Source organism: Micromonospora sp. NPDC049900 (assembly GCF_044461025.1).
In the GTDB taxonomy this organism is placed as follows: Bacteria; Actinomycetota; Actinomycetes; order Mycobacteriales; family Micromonosporaceae; genus Micromonospora.
Genome location: NZ_JBITKM010000001.1, coordinates 919858 through 941026 on the forward strand (window position 1 = coordinate 919858; position 21169 = coordinate 941026).

Sequence of the window (21169 nt, forward strand, 5' to 3'; positions counted from 1 at the left end):
CGAGGGTACCGGGACCGACCGCGCTCTCCGACGCGGTGTCGTAGTGGCGGCCCTGGTTTGGCCGCATCCGACGTGGGCAACCGTACAGACGCCAGCCCAGCACGGACGAGGGGGCGCGAGATGACCGCATCAGGACGATCGGACGGGTTTCCCACCGGAGGCACCGAGGTGAGCCCCGAGCAGCGGATCCCCGAATGGGGCGACGACGACCGGGCGACCACCGCCCCGCTCGACGGGGACCTGCCCGGCGTCGACCCGGCCGAGCTGAGCGAGGACGACCTGATCCGCGAGGTGCAGAGCCTGCACCGCACCCGCCTGGACACGTTGCGGCACGCCACCGACTCGGCGTTGGCCAACCACCTGCGGCGTACCGCCGAACTGGAGACCGAGTACCTCGCCCGGCACCCCGGGCGGGAGGTCGACCCCAGCCGACTGCGGGACGCGTGATGGCGTACGCGGAACGCGGGGTCTCCGCACCCCCCGAGGTGGTCTTCAACACCGCGACCGATCCGGACCGGGTCGCCGCCTGGCTGCCCGAACCCCTGCTCGCCGGCGACTCGTCCGACCAGGGCGACGGGGACCGGATGCGGGCCCGCTGGGACGGTCACGGCACCGACTGGTGGGCCGAGCTGCGGGTGGAGCCGGTCGACGCCGGTGGTGCCCGGGTCCGTCTGGACATCTCCGGCGGCGGTGCCGAGACCGACCGGCTCGCCGACGAGGCCCTGACCAAGCTGGCCCGCGAGGTGGACGACAACCTCCAGGCCGGCTGACCCGGCCGGACACCGAACGACCGAGCCGTCCCGACCGGGGCGGCGCACCCCCGCATGAGACGAAGGAGGCCGGGTGAGCGAGCTGAAGCAGAAGGTGGCGCGGTTGCGTCAGGCGTACGCCCCGCACGAGCACCGCCCGCTGGGCGGGTACCTGGCGGCGATGGGCACCTACGCCGCGGTGACCGGGGCCATCGCCGGGCTGGTCAAGGCGACCGGGCGTCCGGTGCCGGAGCGGCCCGCCACCTCCGACGTGGTGCTCCTGGCCATCGCCACCCACAAGCTCAGCCGGCTGCTGTCCAAGGACGCGGTGACCAGTCCGCTGCGCGCGCCGTTCACGCAGTACGACCGGCCGATCGGCAGCGGCGAGGTGATGGAGCAGGTACGCGACTCCGGCAGCTCCACCCGGCACGCCATCGGCGAGCTGTTGAGCTGCCCGTTCTGCCTGGCGGTCTGGGTGGCCACCGGGTTCACCGGCGCGTTGGTGCTCACGCCGAGGCTGACCCGACTGGTGGCCACGGCGCTGACCGCGGTGACCGCGTCGGACTTCCTCCAGATGGCGTACGCGATGGCACAGCGGGGAGCCGAGGGCGACCACCGGGAGTGACGTCCGGCCCGGTGTCCGTCGGTGGCGTGTGCCACCGGCGGACACCGGGCCTCGTCAGCGACGGTGTCGGAGCGGATACGTCAGCGCTGCATGCCGGACCAGCCGCGCGGGGACTCCGGTTCCCGTTCGTCCTCGTCGGCGCCGGTGATGATGTCCCGGTCCACGGCCGTGCGGTCGTGCTCGTTGGCGAAGTCCGGCTCGGGAAGGGTGTCGGTGCCCTCCGGGGGTTGGCCGAGCGCGGGCATCCGGTCGTCCTGGTCTTCCTCGGGCTGCGACATCGCGTTCCTCTTCTCGTCGGCGGCACCGGCCGGGGCGGTGCCGGACGTCATCCCGCCGTACCACCCAGCAGGTCGGTCACCTCGTCGACCGCGTACTCGCCCTGAGGCAGCGCGTTGAGCCGGGAGAGCAACTGCGCCGGCAACTCCGCGGCGACCGCCCGCCGGTAGATGTCCACCTGACTGATCCGCTCCTGACCGTGGTAGAGGTCGTCGAGCAGGTCGACGAGGGGGCGGGTGTCCACCTCCTCCGTCTCCACCTCGTCCGGTACGGCGGCAGCCGTACCGGGCAGGTCGGTGACGGCCGGGTCGATGCCCGCGGTGTCGACCACGGGCACGTCGGCCAGGATGGCGTCGGGCAGCCGCGCCTCGGTCGTCGGTGCCGTGGGCGCCACGGGCGCCCCGGTCACGGGTACGTCATCGGTCACGCCCGCCACCTACCCCCGCCCCACCCGGCCAAACTCCCACCACACCGTGGCGATCATGAGGTCGGCGGCGTTGTCGCCGGTCGCGCCGCACGCCGACCTCCGATCGACGGGTGCGGGTCAGGCGGGGGCGGGCAGGGTGCGCGAATGGTGGGCGCGGCGGGTACGCACGGCGGTGGCCAGCGCGTCGAGCACCTCGTCGGTGGTGTCCCAGCCGATGCAGGCGTCGGTCACCGACTGGCCGTAGGTCAGCTCGCGGGTCGGGTCCAGGTCCTGGCGGCCGGGCTCCAGGAAGCTCTCCAGCATGATCCCGACGATGCCCTGCTGACCGGTGGCGATCTGCGCGGCCACGTCGGCGGCCACGACGGGCTGGTTGCGGTGGTCCTTGCCGCTGTTGGCGTGGCTGGCGTCCACCACCAGCCGCTCCGGCAGCCCGGCGGCCCGCAGCAGCTCCAGCGCTCCGGCGACCGACTCGGCGTCGTAGTTGGGGCGACCGCCACCGCCGCGCAGCACCAGGTGGCCGTCCGTGTTGCCCCGGGTGTGCATGATCGCCGGGGTGCCGGAGACGTCGATACCGGGGAAGACGTGCGGTACGCCGGCCGCCCGGATCGCGTCCACCGCCGTGGAGATGCTTCCGTCGGGGCGGTTCTTCATGCCGATCGGCATGGACAGGCCGGAGGAGAGCTGGCGGTGCACCTGGCTCTCCACCGTGCGCGCCCCGATCGCGCCCCACGCCACCGTGTCGGCGATGTACTGCGGGGTGATCGGGTCGAGGAACTCGCAGCCCACCGGCAACCCGAGCCGCAGCACGTCGAGCAGCAGTGCCCGAGCCAGCCGCAGGCCGGTGTTGACGTCGCCGGAACCGTCCAGCCCCGGGTCGTTGATCAGGCCCTTCCAGCCCACCGTGGAGCGCGGCTTCTCGAAGTAGACCCGCATCACCACCAGCAGGTCGTCGGAGACCCGGTCGGCCGCCTCGCGCAGCCGGTGCGCGTAGTCCAGGGCGGCGGCGGGGTCGTGCACGGAGCACGGCCCGACCACCACCAGCAGGCGGTCGTCGGCACGGTCGAGCACCTGTCCGACCGCGCGTCGCCCGGTCAGCACGGCCGAGGTGAGGCCGGCGTCCAGGGGCAGCTCGTGCAGCAGCAGGGCCGGGGTGGTCAGCGGCACGACGCGGTCGATCCGCTGGTCGATGACCCGGTGGTTCTCCGGGGTCGTCACGGTGGGCATCCTCTCGCCGACCGCACCCGGGGCCGGTGCCCAGGTCGAGCCGGCTGCTCGTACGCGAAAGGGCAGGAACGAAAGCTCCTGCCCGGCCGGCTCGAATTCGGTGACGTCAGATCATGGTGAGGTCACCGGCCGAGCCGGCTGCCTAAACCATCGATACGACCGCGTCACGGCGGTAAGAGTACCTGACGGTGCGCGGATGCTCACCTTCTCGTCGCCGAAGTCTCGCCTCAGGTTCACCCTCATCGATGGAGCGCTCGGTAGTTTCGGCGCGACCGACAGCCGTCTCCCGAGGGGTTCCGATGGATCGTCGTACCGTTCTGCGTACCGCCGTCGCCGGTGGCGCCGCCGCCTTCGCCGGCGGCCTCTGGGCCGGCGCTGCCGTCGCCGCCCCTGCTCAACCCGGTGTCGGGCCGTACGGGCCGCTGCGCGCCGCCGACGCCAACGGCATCATGCTGCCGACCGGATTCACCAGTCGGGTGATCGCCCGATCCCGACAGGTGGTACCCGGCACGTCGTACGTGTGGCACGACGCACCGGACGGCGGCGCCTGTTTCACCGCCGGTGCCGGCTGGATCTACGTCTCGAACTCTGAGATCACGCCGGGCGGCGGGGCCTCGGCGGTCCGGTTCCACGCGGACGGGAGCGTCGCCTCGGCGTACCGGCTCCTCTCCGGCACCAACCAGAACTGCGCCGGGGGTGCCACCGGTTGGGGCACCTGGCTCTCCTGCGAGGAGGTCAGCCGGGGACACGTCTACGAGACGTACCCGCAGGGCGGCACCACGGCGGTGCGGCGGGCGGCGATGGGCCGCTTCAAGCACGAGGCCGCCGCCTGCGACCCGGACCGGCGGGTGATCTACCTGACCGAGGACGAGACCGACGGCTGCTTCTACCGGTTCCGACCGACGACGTGGGGCGACCTCTCCGCCGGCACGCTGGAGGTGCTGGTCGCCGGCAGTGGCACCAGCGGCCCGGTCACCTGGGCCCGGGTGCCCGACCCGGCGGCGTCGACCACACTCACCCGTCGCCAGGTCTCCGGCGCCAAGGGCTTCGACGGCGGCGAGGGCTGCTGGTACGCCGACGGCACCTGCTGGTTCACCACCAAGGGCGACAACCGGGTCTGGGCGTACGACGCGGTGCGGCAGCGGATCGACCTGGCGTACGACGACTCGCTGGTCTCCGGCACCGCCCCGCTGACCGGGGTGGACAACATCACCGGCACCCGGTCGGGTGACCTGTACGTCGCCGAGGACGGCGGCGACATGGAGGTCTGCGTGATCACCCCGGACGAGGTGGTCGCGCCGTTCCTGCGGATCACCGGCCAGTCCTCCTCGGAGATCTGCGGGCCGGCCTTCTCGCCCGACGGCACCCGGTTCTACCTCTCCTCGCAGCGCGGCACCTCCGGCTCCTCCTCCGGCGGCATCACCTACGAGGTCCGTGGGCCGTTCCGCACCCGATTTTTGTAAGGAAGGGTCCCCTGCTATCGCCTCGTGCATAGCAGGGGACCCTTCCTTACATCCACGCGTGCGCGGGATGGGCCGGGGGTAAGGAAGCGACATGACTGACGCGCAGAGCGACCAGGAGCGAATCGAGTCGCGGGCCCACCTGCTGCCGGAGGAGGCAGCGGTCGGCAGCGACGACCCCCAGGCACAGGCCGACGCGATCCTGACCGAGTCGGACCTTCGCGAGGCCGACCGCAACGCCGCACCGGACACCGTCCTGGAACGGCGTACCTCCGAGCAGACGGTGACCCCGATCGAGCCGCCGGACTGACCGCGCCGGGACGCGGCCGTCCGCGACACGGTCGCGCCGCGTCCCACCCCCGCCCGAGCCCGGAGATCGGATAGCGTCGGGGCCATGCCCGACAGTGGTTATCCCTGGCCCATCTCGACGACCCGACTGGACAACGGCCTGCGCGTGGTGGTCAGCGAGGACCGCACCGCCCCGGCGGTCGCGGTCAACCTCTGGTACGACGTCGGCTCGCGGCACGAGCCGGCCGGTCAGACCGGTTTCGCACACCTCTTCGAGCACCTGATGTTCGAGGGCTCGGTGAACGTCGCGAAGACCGAGCACATGAAGTTGGTGCAGGGCGCGGGCGGCTCGCTCAACGCCACCACCAACCCGGACCGCACGAACTACTTCGAGACGGTCCCCGCCGAGCATCTCGAGTTGGCGCTGTGGCTGGAGGCCGACCGGATGGGTGGCCTGGTGCCGGCGCTGACCCAGGAGACGCTGGACAACCAGCGGGACGTGGTCAAGAACGAGCGCCGTCAGCGCTACGAGAACGTGCCGTACGGCGACGCCTGGCTGCGACTGCTGCCGCTGCTCTATCCGCCGGGGCATCCCTACCACCACGCCACGATCGGCTCGATGGCCGACCTGAACGCCGCCGACCTGGCCACCTTCCAGGCGTTCCACCGGACGTACTACGCGCCGAACAACGCGGTGCTGACCGTCGTCGGGGACACCAGTGTCGACGAGGTCACCACGCTGGCCGAGAAGTACTTCGGTGCCATCCCGCCCCGGCCGGAGATCCCGTCCGCACCGGACGGCCTGGTCGTCGCGCACAGGGGCGAGCCGGTGGCGGAGACGGTGGTCGCGGACGTGCCGGCCCCCCGGGTGTACGTGGCGCACCGCACGCACCCCTTCGGCACCGCCTCGTACGACGTGGTGACGGTGCTCGCCACCGTGCTCGGCAGCGGCCGGGGCAGCCGCCTCTACCAGCGGCTCGCCGACGGTGAGCGGATCGCCCAGCCGGATCTGGTCGGGGCGTACGGGGTGGACCTGGCGCACGCGCCGGCACCGCTGATCGCCACCGCCACCGCCCGCCCCGGCGTGGACGCCGAACGGCTGGCCGCCGGGCTGGCCGAGGTGATCGACGAACTCGCCACCGTGCCGGTCACCGCCGCCGAACTGGACCGCGCCAAGGCGCTGCTGACCACCGCCTGGTGGCGGCAGATGTCCACGGTGGACGGACGGGCCGACGCGTTGGGCCGGTACGCCACCCAGTTCGGTGACCCCCGCGTGCTCGCCGACCGGCTGCCGGGCTGGCTCGCGGTGACCGCCGAGCAGATCGCCGAGGTGGCCGCCGACGTACTCGCCCCCGCCGACCGGGTGACCCTTACCTACGTGCCCGAGGAGAACCGGTGAGCGCGAGGAGTGAGCGGCGCGGACCGGTCAGGTGCCGTGGCCTGGTGTGCGCGAGCCCCGCAGTCGCGAACGAAAGGAAAGCCCAGTGACCCTGATCGCGGATCGTCCGGGACCGGGTGCGGCCCGTCCGTACCGGTTCCCGCAGGTGGTGCGTCGGAGTGTGGCGGGCGGGCAGGTCGTCGCCGCGCACCTGCCCGGGCAGAACCTGGCCGTCGCGTTGCTGCTGCTCGACGCGGGCGCGGGCCGGGAGCCGGTGGGCAAGGAGGGGCTGGGCGGGGTACTCGCCAAGGCGCTGGAGGAGGGCACCGGCCAGCGGGACGCCACCGCGTACGCGTTGGCCATCGAGGCGCTCGGCACCGAGTTGGTGACCGGGCTGGACTGGGACACCTTCCAGGCCAGCGTGCAGGTGCCGGTGGACCGGCTGGGCGCGGCGGTGGAGTTGCTCGCCGAGGCGGTGCGGACGCCGAGGCTGGACCCGGACGACGTACGGCGGGTCCGCGACGACGAGGCGACCGCGTTGCGGATGGACTGGGCGAATCCGGGTCCCCGGGCCGACGCGGTGCTGCGCGCCGACCTGTTCGGTGCGGACAGCCGGTGGGGCCGCCCGATGTACGGCGACCCGGATTCGGTGGCCGGACTGGACGTGGAGGACGTCACGGTCTTCCACTCGGAGTGGTTCATCCGTCCGGGAACCCTGGTCGTCGCCGGTGACCTGGACCGGCTCGACCTGGACGCGCTGGCCGCGACGGCGTTCGCCGGCACCGGTGGCGGACCGGTGGACCGGGGCGCGCCGATCGAGGTGCCGCTGCGTGCCGGTCGCCGGGTGATCCTGGTGGACCGGCCCGGTTCGGTGCAGTCCACGCTGCGGCTCGGGCATCCGGCGCCGCACCGGGCCCACCCGGACCACGTGCCGATCGCGCTGGCCGGCACGGTGCTCGGGGGCGCCTTCACGTCCCGGCTGAACCACCTGATCCGCGAGGTACGCGGCTACACGTACGGCATCCGGGGTGACTTCGCCTCGTCGCGGCGGTTCGGTCGGTTCGGGGTCAGTTCCGGGGTGCAGACCGCCGTCACCGCGCCGGCTCTGGTGGACGCGGTCGGGGAGATCGCGCGTACCCAGGCGGGCGGGGTGACCGAGGAGGAGCTGGCGGTGGCCCGGTCCTGGCGGGCCGGGCAGCTCTCGGTGGAGTTGCAGAGCCCCCGGGCGATCGCCGGTGCGCTCACCACGCTGGTGGTGCACGACCTGCCGGACGACTACCATGCCCGGCTGCGCGAGTCGCTGCTCGCCGCCGACGTGGCGGAGGTCTCGGCGGCGGCAGCCGCACACCTGTTCCCGGAGTCGCTGACCCTCGTCGTCGAGGGCGACGCGGCGGTGATCAGGGACGAGATCGTGGCGGCGGACCTGGGCGAGGTGATCGACGCCACGCGGTGAGCGGGCGGTCGGAGGGTCCGGGCGGTGGGAAAGCGTTCCCGCCGCCACCGGCCCGATGGGTAGCCTCGCGGGCATGAGGATCGGCATTGTGGGCGCGACCGGGCAGGTCGGCGGCGTCATGCGGCAGGTGTTGGCGGATCGGGACTTCCCGGCGGAGCAGGTGCGGTTGTTCGCCTCGGCGCGGTCGGCGGGGCGGACGCTGCCGTGGCGCGGCGAGGAGGTCACGGTCGAGGACGCGACCACGGCCGACTACTCGGGGCTGGACATCGTCCTCTTCTCGGCGGGCAAGGGCACCGCCAAGGAGTTGGCCCCCCGGGTCGCCGCCGCCGGGGCCGTGGTCATCGACAACTCGTCGGCGTTCCGGATGGACCCGGAGGTGCCGCTGGTGGTGGCCGAGGTCAACCCGCACGCCGCCGCGAACCGTCCCCGGGGCATCATCGCCAACCCGAACTGCACCACGATGGCCGCGATGCCGGTGCTGCGCCCGCTGCACGCCGAGGCGGAGTTGGTCAGCCTGGTCGTGTCGACGTACCAGGCGGTGTCCGGTGCCGGGCTGTCCGGCGTGGCCGAGCTGGACGAGCAGGTCCGCAAGGTGGTGGAGAGCGCCTCCGGTCTGACCTTCGACGGCGCGGCGGTGGAGTTCCCGGCTCCGCGCTCGTTCGCCCGGCCGATCGCGTTCAACGTGTTGCCGCTGGCCGGTTCGATCGTCGACGACGGCTCCGCCGAGACCGACGAGGAGCAGAAGCTGCGCAACGAGAGCCGCAGGATCCTGGAGATCCCCGAGCTGAAGGTCTCCGGCACCTGCGTCCGGGTGCCGGTGTTCACCGGGCACTCGCTCCAGATCAACGCGCGGTTCGCCCGGCCGATCAGCCCGCAGCGGGCCCACGAGCTGCTCGCCGACGCCCCCGGCGTGGCACTCTCCGACGTGCCGACCCCGTTGCAGGCGGCCGGGCAGGACCCGACGTACGTGGGCCGGATCCGCGCCGACGAGACGGTCCCGCACGGGCTGGCGCTGTTCTGCGCGAACGACAACCTGCGCAAGGGTGCCGCGCTCAACGCCGTGCAGCTCGCCGAGCTGGTCGCCGCCGAGCGCTGAGCGTTACTGCCTGCGGTCGTGGGGTAGTCACCGGGTTGCCCCACGACCGAGAGGGAGGCGCCATGACAACGGTCGGAGACTTCATGACGACCCGGTTGGTGACGATGGACGGCGACGCCACGCTCGCCGCGGCGGCGCAGGAGATGCGCGACTCCGCCATCGGGGACGTGGTGGTGTGTGACGGCGACAACGTGGTCGGCATCGTCACGGACCGGGACATCACGGTTCGGGGCGTCGCGGAGGACATGGACCCGAACAGCACGCGACTCGACCAGATCACCTCGAAGGACGTGATCACGGTCAGTCAGTACGACGACGCCGTGGCCGCCGCCGACCTGATGCGGACGTACGCCGTACGGCGGTTGCCGGTGGTCGAGGACGGCCGACTGATCGGTCTGGTCTCGATGGGTGACCTGGCCGTGGAGCGGGAGCCGCAGTCGGTGCTGGCCGACATCAGCGCCGACGACCCGAACAACTGACGTCTGCGCGCGTTCGACGCCGGCTCCCACCTCGGGGGTCGGCGTCGACGCTGTTCGACCGCCTCGGCGCAGGCCGCGCCGCCCACCTCGCCGGCCCACGGCAGCGTAGGGGACCAGCGGGTCGACTCACCCGATCCGGGCGAGGTTGACCCCGGCGCGCGTGGGGACCCGGTCTCAGCGGGACGAGCGACCGGGAGGAGTGCGGCGATGTCGGACGCGACCACACGGTTCTTCGAGGACCTCGACCACCGGGGGTACGAGCCCCTGCTGGCGAAGTCGTCGGGTGCCCTGCGCTTCGATCTGCACGAGGGGCCCCGGACCAGCCACTGGCTGCTGCGCATCGACCGGGGGAACATGACGGTCTCCCGGGAGGACCTGGCGGCCGACACCGTGGTCGGGACCAGCCCGGAGCTGTTCGAGGACCTGGTGACCGGCCGGGAGAACGGGCTGGCGGCGCTGCTGCGCGGGGACATGACGGTGTCCGGCGACGCACGGCTGGTGATCCAGGTGGACCGGCTCTTTCCCGGGCCGCCCCAGGCGCAGGGGCCGCGCCGGTACCGGAAGGGGGTCCGCTGATGGCACCCAGCCACACCGTACGGATCCTCGACGGCAGCACCTTCGTGGTCTGCGAGGCGACCGGCGACATCGAGGCGACACCGACCGAGCCGACCGGGTTGTTCTCCTTCGACACCCGCTACCTGTCGAAGTGGGTGCTCACCGTGAACGGTGAGCGGCTCAACTCGCTGTCCTACGACGATCTCCAGTACTTCGAGTCGCGCTTCTTCCTGGTGCCCGGTCTGGCCACGCACTACGTGGACGCGAAACTGTCGATCATCCGCGAGCGGGCCGTCGGGGGCAGCTTCCGGGAGAACATCACCATCCTCAACCACGACGAGAAGGCCGTCGACCTCCAGGTGCGGATGGACGCGGCGTGCGACTTCGCCGACCTGTTCGAGGTCAAGGACGAGATCCTGAACAAGAAGGGCGAGACGTACGCCGAGGTGGAGTCGGACCTGCTGCGCATCGGCTACCGGCGCGGCAACTTCCGGCGGGAGACCGTCATCTCCTCCTCCGAGCCGACCCGGTACGACCGCAACGGCTTCTCGTACACGATCCACCTGGAGCCGAACGAGCAGTGGCACACCACCATCGACGTGCAGACGCTGGCGCTCGGTCCGGACCATCGGGACCTGCGGATCGGGTTGCAGGTGCACGGCACCGAGCGGCTCGCCCTCCAGCACGACCTGGAGGAGTGGATCGCCAAGGCGCCGAAGGTGAACAGCGAACACGGCCGGGTCGCGGCGACGTACCAGCGGTGCATCGTCGACCTGGCCGCGCTGCGGTTCGCGCCGCTCTCGCTCGGTGGACAGACGCTGCCCGCCGCCGGTCTGCCCTGGTTCATGACCATGTTCGGCCGGGACAGCATCCTGACCTGCCTACAGACGCTGCCGTTCACACCCGAGCTGAGCGCGACCACGCTGCGGATCCTCGGCGCCCTCCAGGGCACCCGGTGCGACGACTTCCGGGAGGAGGACCCGGGCCGGATCCTGCACGAGATGCGCTATGGCGAGAGTGCCGCGTTCGAGGAGCAGCCGCACTCGCCGTACTACGGTTCGGTGGACGCCACGCCGCTGTTCGTGGTGCTGCTCGACGAGTACGAGCGGTGGAGCGGGGACGCGGCGCTGGTCAAGGAGTTGGAGCAGGAGTGCCGCCGGGCGTTCCGGTGGATGGACGAGTACGCCGACCTGGTCGGTAACGGCTACATCTGGTACGAGCGCCGCAACACCGACACCGGCCTGGAGAACCAGTGCTGGAAGGACTCCTGGGACTCCATCTCGTACGCCGACGGCAGCCTGCCGCCGTTCCCCCGGGCCACCTGTGAGGTGCAGGGGTACGCGTACGACGCGAAGATGCGCGGTGCCCGGCTGGCCCGCGAGTTCTGGGACGACCCGGGGTTCGCCGACCAGTTGGAGCGGGAGGCGGCGGCGCTCAAGGAGCGGTTCAACCGGGACTGGTGGGTCGAGGACGGCGGCTACTACGCGTTGGCGCTGGACCCCGACGGTCGGCAGTGTGACGTGCTCACCTCGAACATCGGTCACCTGCTGTGGAGCGGGATCGTCGACGAGGACCGGGCCGAGCGGGTCGCCCACCACCTGGTCGGGCCGCGACTCTTCTCCGGCTGGGGGGTACGCACGCTGGCCGAGGGCGAGGTGCGCTACAACCCGATCGGCTACCACAACGGCACGGTCTGGCCGTTCGACACGTCGTTCTGTGCCTGGGGTCTGCGCCGGTACGGCTTCGCCGAGGAGGCGGCCACGATCGCCAGCGGCATCCTGGACGCCGCCCGCTACTTCGACGGTCGGCTGCCCGAGGCGTTCGGCGGCTACCAGCGGGAGCAGACGAAGTTCCCGGTGGAGTACCCGACGGCGTGCAGCCCGCAGGCGTGGTCGACGGGTGCCCCGCTGTTGCTGCTGCGCACCATGCTGGGCCTGGAGCCGCACGAGGGTCACCTGGCGGTCGAGCCACGGCTGCCGGTCGGCATGGGTCGGATCGAGGTGCTGGACATCCCGGGCCGGTGGGGTCGGGTGGACGCCTTCGCCCGAGGCCGGCTCGACCTGCACAAACTGGCCGACTGACAGGCCGGCAGCACTGTCCTACCAGCGCGTAACCTACTAGCGGTAAAGTTAGCGGATGCCGGAACTCGTGTACCCACCCGTGATCGCCGCCTGCAAGACGATGTTCCGCGTACTCGACCTGAAGCTGACCGTGGAGGGGTCGCACCACGTGCCCCGCTCCGGTGGGGTGGTGCTGGCCAGCAACCACGTCAGCTACCTGGACTTCATCTTCTGCGGGCTCGGGGCGTTGGACTCCCGGCGACTGGTCCGGTTCATGGCGAAGGACGCGGTGTTCCGGCACCGGGTGTCCGGCCCGCTGATGCGCGGCATGCGGCACATCCCGGTCGACCGGCAGGCGGGTGCCGAGTCGTACGCCGCCGCCGTGCGCGCGTTGCGGGCCGGCGAGGCGGTCGGCGTGTTCCCGGAGGCGACCGTCAGCCGGTCCTTCACCCTGAAACCGCTCAAGAGCGGAGCCGCCCGGATGGCCCGCGACGCCGACGTGCCGGTGCTGCCGGTGGCGCTCTGGGGCGGCCAGCGCCTCTGGACCAAGGGCCGACCGCGCACGCTGGCCCGGCGGCACACGCCGATCACCATCGCAGTCGGCGAGCCGATGCTGCCCGGCGCGTACCCGGACACCGCCGCGATGACCGCCGACCTCGCGGCCCGGCTCGGCGCGTCGGTGGACCGGGCCCAACGGGAGTACCCGGACCAGCCCGCCGGGCCGGAGGACCGCTGGTGGCTGCCGGCCCACCTGGGCGGTACCGCGCCGACCCCGGAGGAGGCCGCCGCCATCGACGCCGCCGAGCGCGGCGCCCGCAGCTCCTGACCCCGGCCGGGCTCAGGCCGCGCTGATCACCGTAGCCCGGAGGCCGCGTCGTACGGCATCGGATCGGCGTGCCGGGGCCGGTAGTAGTCGTCCCGGGAGTGGAACTCGACCGGCAGCGACCCGGGCAGCACCACCCGTGCCGGGCCGGACAGCAGCGTACTGCGGGCGACCCGGGCCAGCGCGTCCCGCTCCGGCGGTGACAGGTCCACCAGCTCCGGTCGGGTGAGCCGGAACACGGCCACCGCCCGGCGGATCTGCCGGGCCACCTCGCCCAGCTCGGTGCGCTGCCCGACCAGACCGAGCGCCGGTTGCCGGATGGTCCGCAACGCGTCGCAGACCACCAGCAACTGCATCGCGTCGTCGGTACCCGGCAACCACTCCAGCCGGGACGGCCACTGCCAGCGGATCTGCCCGCTGACCAGACGCGGCGTCCGGCCACCCGGGCCGGACCGCGAGCCGACCAGAGCGAGGTGCGACCGCGTCCCGACGTAGACCATCCGGAGGTCGGTCACGGTGAGCGTGACCGGGGCTGGCAGCGTCCAGGACCGGGTGGCGTCGGTGGGGCCCAGCAGGTAACCCGCCACGTCCAGCCGGTGGCGGCCGAGCACCTGCTCGCCGGGCTCCGGCACCAGCTCGTGCCGCCGGTCCAGGACCGGTCCGGCGTCGTCGTCGTGCACCGCGTCGAAACGATGCGGGGCGATGAAGAACGGGGACGCGTCATCGTGCATCGGGTCGGGACCTCCGGTGCGGGCGGTGGCATCTGATCACGAGCCTCGCCCAACCGACACACCCTGTCATGACGCCCGTTAGGGGGTCGGCCAATCGGTCGACGCATGCGACCGATAGATGCCTATTTCCTCTGGTCGGACGAGCCCGTCCTCGATCGCCCGGGCGAGCAGTGCCGCCTTGGTGGCCGCCGGCCGTCCGGCCCGGGTGTACTTGATCCGTGCCCGGTCGACGTACTGCTTGACGGTGTGTTCGCTGATCCGCATCCGGCGGGCCACCGACGCCTTGGACATCGACTGGAACCACAGCAGCAGCGCCTCGCGCTCCTTGTCGGAGAGCACCGGCCGGTCCGGCCGGGGGTCACCGACCATCGCGCCGGCCAACGACGGCGCCACGTACGGGCGATCGCTCGCCGCGTCCAGCACCGTCGCCACGCAGTGCTCCCGCCCCTCGTGCTTGGCGAGGAACGCCACCGCCCCGGCGTCCAGGGCGGCGAGCATGGTGCGCGGGTCGGAGTGCTCGGAGTAGACCACCACCCGCCAGCCCGTGGCGCAGAGCTCGGCGAGCTTGTCCAGCACCAGACGGCCGTGCAGGCGCAGGTCGAGCAGGACCACGTCGGCCTCGGGCGCGGCCCGCAGCACCTCGTCGGGATCGTCGCCGGTGGCGAGCACGGTCAGTCGCGGCTCGGTGGCGAGCCAGGCGCGGACCCCGTCGATGACCACCGGATGATCGTCCACGATGGCCACCCCGACGGGGCGGTGTGGCGTCAACGGCGCCACCGCGTCTGCGTCCATCTGATCTCCCCGTCCCGTTCGTTGACCTGCTCGACCTGCGCGTCGCTCTCCTCCGGCGGCGGCCCGGTGCCCTCCGGGCCGCCCCGGTCCGGTGTGACCAGGCTGACCACCACCTCGTCGGGGCCGGCGACGACTGTCATCCGGGCCCACTCCTGTGCCTCGGCGAGGACGGCGATGAGCGGATCGGCCAGGCTCCGGCGGACCCGCACCGGCAACGGTGGCGGTGCACCAATTGTGACCAGGTCGATGGGCAGACCGTTACGCTCCGCCAGGTCCGCCGCGGCACGGAGTTCGTGAAAGAGCGGGTGCGGTACGTCGTCGGACTCGGCGATCAGCCGCCGCAACTGGCCGGCGGCGCGTACGCAGCGGCGCTGCACCTCCGGGTCGGCCGGGTCGGCCCGGCCCTGCGCCAACTCGGTCAGCACCTCACCGGCCGCCGCGCTGGCCACCGCCAGCCGCTCCCGCCGTTCGCGTCGGGCGTGCTCGGCGGCCTCCCGTTCGGCCACCATCGCGTTCGTGGTCGCGACGGTGGCGGCCCGCTCGCGGGAGAGCAGCGACAGGGCCACCGCGCCGACGAAGACCGCCGCCGGCAGCGAGGAGGTGCCGTACAGGGCCATCGTGGAACGGGCCAGGTCCGCCGCGCCGGTCGCGCCGTACAGCGTGACGGCGGACATCGCGATCACCGCGTGCGCCACCAGCAGGGCGAGCAGCCAGCGCACCCGCCGCCCCCAGAGCACCACCAGGAAGAACCAGGCGAGCGTGCCCCAGACCCAGTTGGCGGGACTGAACAGGTGCGCCCGACCGACCGCGGCGAAGACCACCACGTCGACCGCCAGCAGCAGCCCGGCCAGTGGTGCCGCCGGCAGTGGGCGGTCGTGCAGCAGGCGTACCCCGGCGAGGACACCGACCGCCGTCACCAGCAGCCAGCCGCCGAGCACCACCGGTGGCGCCGCCAACTCGGACCAGGCGGACAGCACCGCCGGCAGCCCGATCGCCAGGTGCCAGACCAACGCGATGCTCACCGCGACGACCCGGGCACCCCGGTCGGAGATCCGCGCCACCGCAGCCGCCGCCCGCCCGGCGTCGACACCGTCGAGCCCTCCGGCGGTACGCGCCACCGGCCGCACCACCGCTGCGGGTGCCGTCCCCGCCTCAGCCGACATCCGACCACTCCAACCGGATCCGGGTGCCGCGACCGGGGGCGGAGTCCACCTCGGCCCGCCCGCCGATGGTGGCCATCCGGCCGTGGATCGACTCGCGCAGACCGTACCGGTGGGCCGGGACCGTGGTCGGGTCGAAACCGGGACCGTCGTCGACCACCTCGACCGCGACGGTGCCGGTGATGCGCCGCAGCCGCACGGTGGTGGCGGCGCCGGGTGCGTGCCGCAGCACGTTGGACAGTGCGGCGTGGGTGCTCTCGGCGAGTGCCTCGGCGACCGGCGCGGGTGCCGGGCACGGCGGCAGGTCGGCGTTGACCGGCAGGCCGGGCAGCCGGGCGAACACCGCGCGCAGCCGTTCGTCCACCCGGGCCGTGCCGTCCGCCGGCACCGACCGGGCGTCCGCCAGGGCGGCGAGGGTACGCAGGTCGGTGGCGCACCGTTCACGCAGTGCCGGGGACGGACCGGGTACCGCGCCCTGGCCCACCATGGTCAGCGTCGCCAGGACGGTGTCGTGCAGGTCGCGGTTCTGCTGCCGTTCCGACTCCCGGGCGGTACGCGCGAGCAGCGCCTCCCGGGTGGCCTTCTGGCTCGTCACGAACTCGGCGTCGGCGCGGGCCATCCGGCGTCGCATCACCGCGGTCATCATCGCCGTGCAGGCGACCTGTGCCAGCAGCGTCGCGGAGTGGGCACTGGCCTCGACGGGGTCCCCGGTCGCGTACGCGCCGGTGGCGTAGGCGGCGGTGACCAGCAGGCCGGCGGCGATCGACCAGCGGGCCGGGGCGGTCGCCTGCGCGTTGATCACCGTGGTGCTGGCCAGCACCGCGATCCAACTCGCCTCGCCGGGCAGCACCTCGGGAGCGACCAGGACCGGCATCGCCAGGCACGCGGCGGTGGTCAGGGCCACATCCCCGGCGACCACGGCGGGAGCGATGCCGTGCCGGAAGGCGCGCAGCGAATACCAGACGGCCCAGGCGGTCAGCACCGCCACAGCCGGGATCAACAACTCCACCCGCACCGGCGGGGTCCGGACGGAGAGTGACACCACGGCGACGAATAGGCCGCAGGAAAGGCGGAGCAGTGCCGGTAAGCGGGTGAAGATCAGCGTGAACGCACCGGTGGCGGGGCGCTCCACCGAAGCGGGTGGCGTGATCGAAGCGGTGTGGGCCGACATCGGGGGAGGGCGTCCTTTGCGACAATCGACCCGATCCGGGTCCGCGCTGCGGAGATCGACGCCGGAGAATAGCACGCGACAGCGATCTCGGTGACCGAGCGTGTCGAGGCTGTTGCTGCTGGGCGAGTGGCCGTCGCCGTCGACCGGCGACCCCGGTCCGGATCACCTGTGTTCCCACCGTAGTCGATGCGGGTCCGAGACAGAAATATGAATTCTTCCCGCCTTTTCCTGCCTCCCGGCTGCTTCTTCGGGGCGCGATCCCGCGCATCGCGAATTCGCGCATGTTACATTGATGAACATCTCTATTTCGGGAGGTGGCATGAAAATCCGACTCAGGGTCGGGGCCGTACTCACCGCCGGGCTGGTCGCCGGTGCCGTCGGCGTCGGTGGTCTCGCCGGTGCGGTGCCCGCCGTCGAACGCCCGTCCGCCGCCAGCGCCGGAGCCCCCGGCCTGCTCGCCGTCGGCGACTTCGACTTCACCCGCCCGGAAACGGTCGCCACCGGGCTCCAGGTGCCGTGGGGCATGGACTTCCTGCCCGACGGCAGCGCCCTGGTCGCCCAACGTCCCACCGGCCAGGTGGTCCGGGTCCGCCCCGGCCAGCAGCCGGTGCCCGTGGTCACGATCTCCGGAGTGACCGCGACCAGTGAGGGGGGCCTGCTCGGTCTCGCCGTCTCGCCGACCTACGCGCAGGACGGCTGGATCTACGTCTACTTCACCACCGCGACCGACAACCGCATCTCCCGGTTCCGGCTCACCGCCGTGCAGGACCAGCAACCCATCCTCACCGGGCTCACCCGGGCCTCGATCCACAACGGAGGCCGGATCGCCTTCGGCCCCGACGGCATGCTCTATGTCGGAGTGGGTGACGCCGGACAGACCGCCACGGCTCAGAACCCGCAGAGCCGCAACGGCAAGATCCTGCGGATCCGGCCGGACGGCACCGTCCCGTCGGACAACCCGACGGCCGGGTCGCCGGTCTACAGCCTCGGCCACCGTCACGTACAGGGTCTTGCCTGGGACGCCCAAGGCCGACTATATGCCAGCGAGTTCGGCCAGAACACCTGGGACGAGGTCAACCTGATCGTCGCGGGCGGCAACTACGGCTGGCCCACGGTCGAGGGCCGGGCCAACGACCCCCGGTTCCGTGACCCCCTGCTCGTCTGGACCCCTGCCGAGGCGTCACCGAGCGGCGTCACCATCGCCGGGAACCGGCTCTTCGTGGCCGGGCTGCGCGGCACCCGACTGTGGAACGTGCCGCTCAACGGATCCGGCGGCGTCGGCACCCCCACCGCCGAACTGTCCGGCACCTACGGACGCCTACGCACCGTCGAGTACGGTCCGGACGGGTGGCTCTGGGTCACCACCAGCAACCGTGACGGCCGGGGCACCCCGGCGTCCACCGACGACCGGGTGCTGCGCTTCCCGCCCCGCGACGGCACCACCCCGCCGCCGACCACGCCCCCTCCCACCACGCCCCCTCCCACCACGCCCCCTCCCACCACGCCGCCGCCCACGACGCCCCCGCCGACCACGCCGCCGCCCACGACCGGCCCGGCCGCCTGCACGGTGAGTTGGACGGCCAGCCAGTGGAGCAACGGCTTCACCGCCGACGTACGCGTCACCAACCGTGGGTCCGCCCTGACCGGTTGGACGCTGACCTGGTCGTTCCCCGGTAACCAGCAGGTCACCAGCGCCTGGAACGCCCAGGTGACCCAGTCCGGCCGGACCGTCACCGCCCGCAACGTGTCCTGGAACGGCAGCCTGCCCACCAACGGCACGGCCACCTTCGGTCTCCAGGCGACCTACTCCGGCACCAACGACCGCCCCGGCGACTTCCGCCTCAACGGCACCGCCTGCCAACTGGGCTGAGGCACTTCGGCAGCACATCCTGCCGGATCAGCTCATTCCGGCCCGCGTCCCCGGGCGACCGGCGCCACGGCGCCGACCCGGGCAGCCCACCCCTCCGCGGTGGGCTGCCCGGGACCATCCCCGTCGCCGGGCGACCGCCCACGTGTCCCAGGACCGCCCGCGTCACCGGCGGCCCCTGCGGCTGTCCGCCGGTCTCCCGGCGACGCGTGCCGCCTCGCCCAGCACGCCGACGCCCACGTTGATCAAGAAGTTTGGTTACGCAGGGACAGCTCTGAGCGTGCAAACTCCTTGGTCATCTCCGGTGACGCAACCGTCGGCGGTGCGTCGCCCGGTATGGGGGACGGTCTGTGGGGGAGGGTCACCCTCCCCGGGATGCGCAAGCACGCCATCGCCCCGGCGCGGTCCGACAGACTCGGAAAGGTGATCAAGAAGTTCGGGCGCGGAGGGGGACGACGGAGGGCGCAGACCTCTTGGTCAACTCCGATGGGGTCCAGCCTGTCGGGGGGGGTGTTGGGGGTGTTGGGGGGTGTCGGTTTTGTGCAAGACGGGCGGGGGTGGGGGCGATAGCGTCGCTGGTGTGGCCGGGGTGTCGGACCTTCGGGCCGAGGTGCAGGCGTACGAGGACGAAGCGGAGACTGTGGTGACGCGCGAGCTGGTGTGGACCGGATTCATTTCGATCGACGGGATCGTGGACTCGCCCGGCGGGACGGTCGAGGGGCACCCCGCCGGGGGATGGGTGTTCCGGACGGAGTTCGACCCCGAGTCGTACTCGCTCAAGGGTGAGGAACTCGCCGAGACGACCGCGCTCATGTTCGGACGCCGCAGCTACGAGGCGTTCGCCCCGATCTGGCCGCAGTCCGAGGACCACGTGGCCTACCGGGATCTGCCGAAGTACGTGGTGTCCTCGACGCTCGGCGAGGACGCGCTGGTCGGCGACTGGGGTGACCAGCACATCCTGCGGTCGACGGACGACGTGGCCGCGCTCAAGGAGACCGAGGGTGGGGCGATCTTCGTACACGGCAGTGCGGAACTCGCACGCCGCCTGGCCGAGGCGGGGCTCGTCGACCGGTACAACCTGCTGGTCTTTCCGGTGTCGCTCGGCGACGGCAAGAGCGTGTTCCCGCGGCGTGAGCAGCGGGAGCAGCGGCTAGCGCTGCGCGAGTCCGCCGCCTACGGCAACGGCGTGCTCAAGGCCGTCTACGACGTCGTCCGCTAGCGCCGGGAGCGCGATCGCGCCGCCGGCACCGCTGCGGAGCTGACCGGCGGTACGCCCCACGTACCGTCGCAACGCCCGCGCGAGATGCGGCTCGTCGTAGTAGCCGAGCCGGTCCACGACGGAGCTGACCTGCGTGCCCGCCGACAGCAGTTCGGCGGCGGCCCGGACGCGTCCGATCTGCGCGACGGTGCCCCGGGTGAGGCCGGTGGCGGCCCGGAAGCGGCGCTCCACGGTCCGGCTCGCGGTGGCCGGCAGCCGTCCCTCCAGCACCGCCCGCACCAGCGGGTCCCGGACGATGACGCCGCTGCGGACGAGCCGTGCCACCAGGGCCTCGACGTCGTCCACGCGCGGGGTGTGCCAGCGCTCGCCGTCGAGCCAGAACCGCCCGGAGGTCGTGTCCGGCAGTTCGATTCCCGAGTTCCGCAGGGTCGATGGGGGTGCCACCCGCAGCACGGTCCCGACGGCGAACTGCACCCCGACGAACCGGGCGTCCGGCGGCACGGGGGCCGATCCGGCCCGGTCCTCCGGGCCGACGACCGCCGCGAACGGCACACCCCGGGACTCCCAGAACACCAGCCCCCAAGTCTCGCAGGCGACCGACGTCATCTGCGAGACCTGGGTGCTGCGGCTGGTCCACACCGAGGAGACCCACGGTGAGTCCGAGGAACGCGACGTGTTGACCAGCCCCACGGCGGCAACACTACGACGTGGCTGTCAGTCCACTGAGCCGCCGGTGTTCCGGATCAACTGGCGGAGCACCTTGAGGGCCGTCACGTTCCGGGCCCACTCGTGCGGCGTGACCGGATCGTACCGGTTGTGAGCACCAGCACCGGCGGTACGCCCTTCCACCGCAGCGGCGCCTGCGGGTTGCGGACCTCGGTCGGCCAGCCATGCAGCCCATCGTCGAGCCCCACGCCTGGAGGTTGACCTTCATCGCCGGTGCCACCTCGGCCAGTCGGTCCCGGTACGTCTGCACCTGGTCGACGTCGCGCACCGGCAACCGCCAGTCCTGGCAGAAGATGGCGAGGCTCGGGTCCTCGACCGGCTCCTGCCCCGTGATCGCGGTGCGCGCCGTCGTGGGGCGGGCGGCGTCCGGCGCGGGGCCGGGCTCGCCCGCCGACAGGCCCGCCAGCCGCTCCGACAGTTGCGTCCAGTACGGGCCGAAGAACGTCCACTGGAGGTCGCCGAGCAGGTCGACCGGGCTCATCGGTTGCGACGTCGACGGGGCAAGTCGTCCAGGCCCGGGGCGGATGAGCGTGACCGCTTGGAACGACAGCGCACCTGTCTCGGGCTGGATCAAGGTGACGTGTCCACCCCCGCGTGGTACCGCGGTACC

At 72.3% G+C, this 21169-nt stretch carries 23 protein-coding genes; 14 read left to right on the plus strand and 9 right to left on the minus strand.

Going from position 1 to position 21169, the window contains the following annotated elements:
- Window positions 1-120 precede the first annotated feature (120 nt).
- The 3 genes from ACIBMZ_RS04280 (at window position 121) to ACIBMZ_RS04290 (ending at window position 1374) form a co-directional block, all read left to right on the plus strand.
- Entirely contained in the window at window positions 121-447 is a 327-nt protein-coding gene (locus ACIBMZ_RS04280; RefSeq protein ID WP_396690862.1) for a DUF6158 family protein, read from the plus strand.
- Window positions 447-770, plus strand: a complete 324-nt coding sequence (locus ACIBMZ_RS04285; RefSeq protein ID WP_396690864.1) for a hypothetical protein — start codon at window positions 447-449, stop codon at window positions 768-770. Before ACIBMZ_RS04280 ends, ACIBMZ_RS04285 begins: the two co-directional genes overlap by 1 nt.
- A 73-nt stretch (window positions 771-843) precedes the next feature.
- Entirely contained in the window at window positions 844-1374 is a 531-nt protein-coding gene (locus ACIBMZ_RS04290) for a DUF1360 domain-containing protein (RefSeq protein ID WP_350692312.1), read from the plus strand.
- A gap of 80 nt (window positions 1375-1454) precedes the next feature.
- On the opposite strand, the gene ACIBMZ_RS04295 is transcribed toward ACIBMZ_RS04290, so the two are convergent.
- The 3 genes from ACIBMZ_RS04295 to ACIBMZ_RS04305 form a co-directional block, all read right to left on the minus strand.
- Window positions 1455-1652 carry a hypothetical protein gene (locus tag ACIBMZ_RS04295; RefSeq protein WP_396691025.1) on the minus strand — a complete coding sequence of 66 codons (198 nt, stop codon included), beginning with the start codon at window positions 1650-1652 and terminating at the stop codon, window positions 1455-1457.
- 47 nt (window positions 1653-1699) lie between these two features.
- Window positions 1700-1963, minus strand: coding sequence for a hypothetical protein (locus ACIBMZ_RS04300; protein WP_387261674.1), 264 nt, complete (start codon window positions 1961-1963; stop codon window positions 1700-1702).
- Window positions 1964-2194: 231 nt separating this feature from the next.
- On the minus strand, window positions 2195-3301 hold the full coding sequence (locus tag ACIBMZ_RS04305) for a 3-deoxy-7-phosphoheptulonate synthase (RefSeq protein ID WP_396690866.1): 1107 nt from the start codon (window positions 3299-3301) through the stop codon (window positions 2195-2197).
- Window positions 3302-3600: 299 nt separating this feature from the next.
- On the opposite strand from ACIBMZ_RS04305, the gene ACIBMZ_RS04310 reads away from it, so the two are divergent.
- From ACIBMZ_RS04310 to ACIBMZ_RS04350, 9 genes are all read left to right on the plus strand, one after another.
- Window positions 3601-4764 carry an alkaline phosphatase PhoX gene (locus ACIBMZ_RS04310; RefSeq protein WP_396690868.1) on the plus strand — a complete coding sequence of 388 codons (1164 nt, stop codon included), beginning with the start codon at window positions 3601-3603 and terminating at the stop codon, window positions 4762-4764.
- 91 nt (window positions 4765-4855) lie between these two features.
- On the plus strand, window positions 4856-5071 hold the full coding sequence (locus tag ACIBMZ_RS04315) for a hypothetical protein (protein ID WP_396690870.1): 216 nt from the start codon (window positions 4856-4858) through the stop codon (window positions 5069-5071).
- An 84-nt stretch (window positions 5072-5155) separates the two neighbouring features.
- The gene (locus tag ACIBMZ_RS04320; protein ID WP_396690871.1) at window positions 5156-6448 is read left to right on the plus strand and encodes a M16 family metallopeptidase; all 1293 of its coding nucleotides are present in this window, start codon (window positions 5156-5158) and stop codon (window positions 6446-6448) included.
- A gap of 85 nt (window positions 6449-6533) precedes the next feature.
- Window positions 6534-7880, plus strand: a complete 1347-nt coding sequence (locus tag ACIBMZ_RS04325; protein ID WP_396690873.1) for a M16 family metallopeptidase — start codon at window positions 6534-6536, stop codon at window positions 7878-7880.
- Window positions 7881-7953: 73 nt separating this feature from the next.
- Window positions 7954-8976 carry an aspartate-semialdehyde dehydrogenase gene (locus ACIBMZ_RS04330; protein WP_396690875.1) on the plus strand — a complete coding sequence of 341 codons (1023 nt, stop codon included), beginning with the start codon at window positions 7954-7956 and terminating at the stop codon, window positions 8974-8976.
- A gap of 62 nt (window positions 8977-9038) precedes the next feature.
- The gene (locus ACIBMZ_RS04335; RefSeq protein ID WP_396690877.1) at window positions 9039-9455 is read left to right on the plus strand and encodes a CBS domain-containing protein; all 417 of its coding nucleotides are present in this window, start codon (window positions 9039-9041) and stop codon (window positions 9453-9455) included.
- 207 nt (window positions 9456-9662) lie between these two features.
- On the plus strand, window positions 9663-10031 hold the full coding sequence (locus ACIBMZ_RS04340; RefSeq protein WP_396690879.1) for an SCP2 sterol-binding domain-containing protein: 369 nt from the start codon (window positions 9663-9665) through the stop codon (window positions 10029-10031).
- Entirely contained in the window at window positions 10031-12091 is a 2061-nt protein-coding gene (locus ACIBMZ_RS04345; protein WP_396690881.1) for a glycogen debranching N-terminal domain-containing protein, read from the plus strand. Before ACIBMZ_RS04340 ends, ACIBMZ_RS04345 begins: the two co-directional genes overlap by 1 nt.
- Before the next feature lie 55 nt (window positions 12092-12146).
- Window positions 12147-12896, plus strand: coding sequence for a lysophospholipid acyltransferase family protein (locus tag ACIBMZ_RS04350; protein ID WP_396690883.1), 750 nt, complete (start codon window positions 12147-12149; stop codon window positions 12894-12896).
- A 26-nt stretch (window positions 12897-12922) separates the two neighbouring features.
- Here ACIBMZ_RS04350 and ACIBMZ_RS04355 read toward each other — a convergent pair whose 3' ends face one another.
- The 4 genes from ACIBMZ_RS04355 to ACIBMZ_RS04370 form a co-directional block, all read right to left on the minus strand.
- The gene (locus ACIBMZ_RS04355) at window positions 12923-13624 is read right to left on the minus strand and encodes a hypothetical protein (protein WP_396690885.1); all 702 of its coding nucleotides are present in this window, start codon (window positions 13622-13624) and stop codon (window positions 12923-12925) included.
- A 78-nt stretch (window positions 13625-13702) separates the two neighbouring features.
- Window positions 13703-14416: a response regulator gene (locus ACIBMZ_RS04360; protein WP_396690887.1), complete on the minus strand. Its 714-nt coding sequence runs from the start codon at window positions 14414-14416 to the stop codon at window positions 13703-13705.
- Window positions 14389-15579, minus strand: coding sequence for a hypothetical protein (locus ACIBMZ_RS04365; protein WP_396690889.1), 1191 nt, complete (start codon window positions 15577-15579; stop codon window positions 14389-14391). The genes ACIBMZ_RS04360 and ACIBMZ_RS04365 overlap by 28 nt, the downstream gene beginning before the upstream one ends.
- Window positions 15569-16747, minus strand: coding sequence for a sensor histidine kinase (locus ACIBMZ_RS04370; RefSeq protein WP_396690890.1), 1179 nt, complete (start codon window positions 16745-16747; stop codon window positions 15569-15571). Before ACIBMZ_RS04370 ends, ACIBMZ_RS04365 begins: the two co-directional genes overlap by 11 nt.
- A 319-nt stretch (window positions 16748-17066) precedes the next feature.
- Here ACIBMZ_RS04370 and ACIBMZ_RS04375 point away from each other — a divergent pair, with 319 nt between their 5' ends.
- Both ACIBMZ_RS04375 and ACIBMZ_RS04380 read left to right on the plus strand, forming a co-directional pair.
- Window positions 17067-18617 (plus strand): PQQ-dependent sugar dehydrogenase, encoded by a 1551-nt coding sequence (locus ACIBMZ_RS04375; protein WP_396690891.1) that lies wholly within the window; start codon window positions 17067-17069, stop codon window positions 18615-18617.
- A 640-nt stretch (window positions 18618-19257) separates the two neighbouring features.
- Window positions 19258-19833, plus strand: coding sequence for a dihydrofolate reductase family protein (locus ACIBMZ_RS04380; protein ID WP_396691027.1), 576 nt, complete (start codon window positions 19258-19260; stop codon window positions 19831-19833).
- Here the strand turns inward: ACIBMZ_RS04380 and ACIBMZ_RS04385 are convergent.
- Both ACIBMZ_RS04385 and ACIBMZ_RS04390 read right to left on the minus strand, forming a co-directional pair.
- Window positions 19765-20523: a helix-turn-helix domain-containing protein gene (locus ACIBMZ_RS04385; RefSeq protein WP_396690893.1), complete on the minus strand. Its 759-nt coding sequence runs from the start codon at window positions 20521-20523 to the stop codon at window positions 19765-19767. The two genes, ACIBMZ_RS04380 and ACIBMZ_RS04385, sit on opposite strands and share 69 nt — an antisense overlap.
- A gap of 10 nt (window positions 20524-20533) precedes the next feature.
- The gene (locus ACIBMZ_RS04390) at window positions 20534-21040 is read right to left on the minus strand and encodes a hypothetical protein (RefSeq protein WP_396690895.1); all 507 of its coding nucleotides are present in this window, start codon (window positions 21038-21040) and stop codon (window positions 20534-20536) included.
- Window positions 21041-21169 lie beyond the last annotated feature (129 nt).